Origin of the sequence: Pelagimonas sp. (assembly GCF_050633425.1) — a bacterium.
Classification (GTDB): Bacteria; Pseudomonadota; Alphaproteobacteria; order Rhodobacterales; family Rhodobacteraceae; genus Pelagimonas.
In genome coordinates, this window is sequence record NZ_JBOEGM010000069.1 from 1 (window position 1) to 3,094 (window position 3,094).

General features: G+C 57.1%; 3 protein-coding genes. All 3 read left to right on the forward strand.

The window, feature by feature from the left end:
• The first annotated feature begins 62 nt into the window (after positions 1-62).
• The 3 genes from ACRBB0_RS27255 to ACRBB0_RS27265 all read left to right on the forward strand — a co-directional run bounded on the left by ACRBB0_RS27255 (position 63) and on the right by ACRBB0_RS27265 (position 3,092).
• Positions 63-1,100 carry a TRAP transporter substrate-binding protein gene (locus tag ACRBB0_RS27255; protein ID WP_431377616.1) on the forward strand — a complete coding sequence of 346 codons (1,038 nt, stop codon included), beginning with the start codon at positions 63-65 and terminating at the stop codon, positions 1,098-1,100.
• 106 nt (positions 1,101-1,206) lie between these two features.
• A complete protein-coding gene (locus tag ACRBB0_RS27260) occupies positions 1,207-1,782 on the forward strand; it encodes a TRAP transporter small permease (RefSeq protein ID WP_431377617.1) in 576 nt (191 codons plus the stop codon).
• The gene (locus ACRBB0_RS27265; RefSeq protein ID WP_431377618.1) at positions 1,779-3,092 is read left to right on the forward strand and encodes a TRAP transporter large permease; all 1,314 of its coding nucleotides are present in this window, start codon (positions 1,779-1,781) and stop codon (positions 3,090-3,092) included. Before ACRBB0_RS27260 ends, ACRBB0_RS27265 begins: the two co-directional genes overlap by 4 nt.
• The last annotated feature ends 2 nt before the right edge of the window (positions 3,093-3,094 follow it).

The window sequence follows — 3,094 nt, forward strand, 5'->3', positions numbered from 1 at the left end:
AACACTGGGCCATTATTGAGGATAGATGGTTTGTGTTTTTTCGGGTCAAAAGGGAGGTAAGTATGACTTTACGCAGGACATTTTTGAAGACGGTTGCGATTGCGGCCATAGGAGCTGGGGCGTTTGCGTCGAGCGCTTTGGGTGCAGAGGTTACTTTGCGTTTGCATCAATTTTTGCCAGCTCAGGCGAATGTTCCAAAGAACATTTTGCAGGTTTGGGCGGATAAGGTTGAAGCGGACAGCGATGGTCGGATTGAAATCCAGAGCTTTCCTGCGATGCAGCTTGGTGGCTCTCCGCCGCAGTTGTTTGATCAGGTTGTTGACGGCGTGGCCGATATCACCTGGACGGTTGCGGGTTATACGCCTGGTCGTTTCCCGCGCGCCGAAGTGTTTGAGCTGCCCTTTACCATGACCAATGCCGAGGCGGTGTCGCGCGCTTATTGGGAGCTGGCCGAAGAGAGCATGCTTGAGGATGATTTCAAGCAGGTCAAAGTGCTTGGCCTGTGGGTGCATGGCCCCGGTTTGATCCATTCCAAAGAGCCGATCACCGCGGTTGGCGATCTGAACGGGGTGAAGCTGCGCGCGCCCACCCGTGTGACCAACAAGATGTTCTCCAATCTGGGCGCAACGCCGGTTGGCATGCCGGTTCCGGCGGTGCCTGAGGCGCTGTCCAAGGGTGTGATCGACGCGACCGTGATCCCTTGGGAAGTCACCGGCGCGTTGAAAGTCAACGAAATGGTGGCCAATCACACCACGTTTGGCGATGAAACGCTCTACACCACGACATTTGTGTTTGCGATGAACAAAGACCGCTACAATGCGCTGCCTGACGATCTTAAGGCGGTGATTGATGCCAATTCGGGTCTCGAATTCTCGGGGTTTGCGGGCAAGCAGATGCAGTTGGACGATGACGGTCCGCATAAGCAGGCGATGGATCGGGGTAACAACATCATCACCTTGGACGCCGGTCAGATTGCAGAGTGGAAAGCGGCGGCCGCCGAGACCACCGATGCCTGGGTTGCTGAGATGGACGAAAAAGGTCTGGATGGAACGGCGCTTAAGGCCCGTGCAGCCGAGCTGATCGCCAAGCACACCAAGTAAGCTTTTGCGAACACTATTGGGAAACTGATCGGACTGCCCCGGTTTTACGGGCCGGGGCACCCTTACGATCACAAGCGTTGCGCGGCACGCTGCAAAGGACAAACTCATGCTGAAATGGATGGAACGCTTAGCGCGGGTGATGGCGATCATCGGCGGTATCGTATTGACGGCGCTGGTTATTTTGACCTGCACAAGCGTCATTGGACGCGGGCTTAATACCTTGGGCCATTCGGGGATATTGCCCGGCGGGCTGGGCGAGGCGCTGATTGGTGTTGGCGTTGGCCCGATCACCGGCGATTTTGAACTGGTCGAAGCGGGGGTTGCCTTTGCGATCTTCTCCTTTCTGCCGGTGGCGCAGCTCTATTCGGGCCATGCGACGGTGGATATCTTTACCTCCTTCTTGTCGACACGGCTGAACAAGATCATCCAGGCGTTCTGGGAGGTGATCTTTGCGATGATCATGATCCTGATCACCTGGCGGCTGTACGAAGGCATGCTGAACAAGATGAGCTATGGCGAGACGACGTTCTTGCTGCAATTCCCGATCTGGTGGGCCTATGGCGCAAGCCTGTTTGCCGCCTGTGTTGCGGCGATCACGGCCCTTTATACGGCCGGGGCCCGGATCGCGGAAACCCTGACCAAACGAAACTTTCTCCCCTATTCCGAAGGAGCGTCCCATTGAGTATGCTAGAGATGGGCTATGTGTCCTTCCCGATCCTGCTGGTCATGATCTTTTTGCGCGCGCCGATTGGATTGGCGATGATGCTTTGCGGTATGGGCGGGTTGTATTTTGGCATGGGCGGCAGCACGATGGTGCTGGCCAAGCTTAAAAACGAAACCTATTCGACCTTCTCGAGCTATTCGCTGACCATCATTCCGATGTTCCTGCTGATGGGGCAATTTGCGACGCTGTCGGGCATGTCCTCGGCGCTGTTCAAGGCCGCCGAGAGCTGGCTTGGGCATCGCAAAGGCGGGGTCGCCATGGCGGCTGTTGGGGCCTGTGCCGGGTTTGGCGCGATCTGCGGATCGTCTTTGGCCACCGCCGCAACGATGAGCCGGGTTGCTCTGCCAGAGCTGCGCCAATACGGCTATGCGGGCGGGTTCAGCACCGCAACTTTGGCGGCGGGCGGCACGCTTGGCATCTTGATCCCGCCATCGGTGATCCTTGTGATCTATGCAATCCTGACCGAGCAAAACATCGCGAAACTGTTCCTGGCGGCCTTTATCCCCGGCATTCTGGCGGCGATTGGCTATATCATCACCATCTCGATTTACGTGCGTGTGAACCCCGAAAGTGCGGGCACCCGCGAGGCGGTTCCGATGTCCGAACGGATCAAGGCGATGATCGATGTGTGGCCGGTTGTGTTGGTGTTCGGTCTGGTTGTTGGCGGCATCTACCTGGGCTGGTTCACCCCAACCGAAGGCGCAGCCGTGGGCGCAGCGGGCACAGGTGTGATCGCGCTGGTGTCAGGCAATCTGAGCTGGGAGGTGTTCAAAGAGAGCATCATCGCCACGGCGACCAGCACCGCGATGATCTTCTTCATCGTGCTCGGGGCGGCGTTCTACAACTCGTTCCTGGCGCTGTCCCAAGTGCCGCAAGAATTGTCGCAATGGGTTGTGGGGCAGGGGTTCAGCAGCTGGACAGTGCTGCTGATGATCCTGGCGTTTTACCTGGTGTTTGGCTGCCTGATGGACAGCCTGTCGATGATCCTGCTGACGATCCCGATCTTCTTCCCGGTGATCTCAGTGCTTGAGTTCGGCATGTCACCCGAACATGTGGCGATCTGGTTTGGCATCCTGGTGCTGATCGTGGTCGAAGTCGGCCTGATCACCCCGCCGGTCGGCATGAACCTGTTCATTATCAACGCAATGGACCGCTCAACCCCCATGGTCGAAACCTACAAAGCCGTCATGTGGTTCGTAACATCAGACCTCATCCGCGTCGTAATACTCGTCGCCTTCCCCGCTATTACACTGTTCCTTATTCCTTGATT